The sequence below is a fragment of the Rhodovulum viride genome (assembly GCF_003265965.1).
Taxonomy (GTDB): Bacteria; Pseudomonadota; Alphaproteobacteria; order Rhodobacterales; family Rhodobacteraceae; genus Rhodovulum; species Rhodovulum kholense.
Genome location: NZ_MUAV01000213.1, coordinates 1 through 369, shown reverse-complemented (window position 1 = coordinate 369; position 369 = coordinate 1). Strand labels below are relative to the sequence as shown.

General features: G+C 66.7%; 1 protein-coding gene. It reads left to right on the top strand.

Annotation, left to right across the window (positions count from 1 at the left end; genetic code table 11):
• Positions 1-369: hypothetical protein (locus BYZ73_RS23285; protein WP_181498184.1), on the top strand; the 369-nt coding region annotated here is incomplete at both ends.

The window sequence follows — 369 nt, the reverse complement described above, 5'->3', positions numbered from 1 at the left end:
ACCCTGATCGAGCGGCAGAAACAGGTGGCGATCGCCGATGCCGTGCGCGATGCCGATGCCGCGGCAGAGGGCTTTGCGGACGAACTGGAACGGATCTCGGATCTTGTCACGCGCGCCGACTACCAGTTCGCGCCGGTCGAAAAGCTGAGGGAAGAGTTCGGCCTGACGCTTGGCGCGGCCCAGCAGCTGAAGATCGCGTTCGACCAGCTGGCAGCGGCCAAGACCTTCGATGCACAGGCCGATGCCATGGCCCGCATCCTGTCGCTGATGGAGGGCACGAAGCTTGAGACAGACGAGGTGTTCAAGCAGCTGGTCCGCGCGGAGGGCGCCATGCGCCAGCTGGCGGCATCGGCCCCCCAGGCGGGCTGG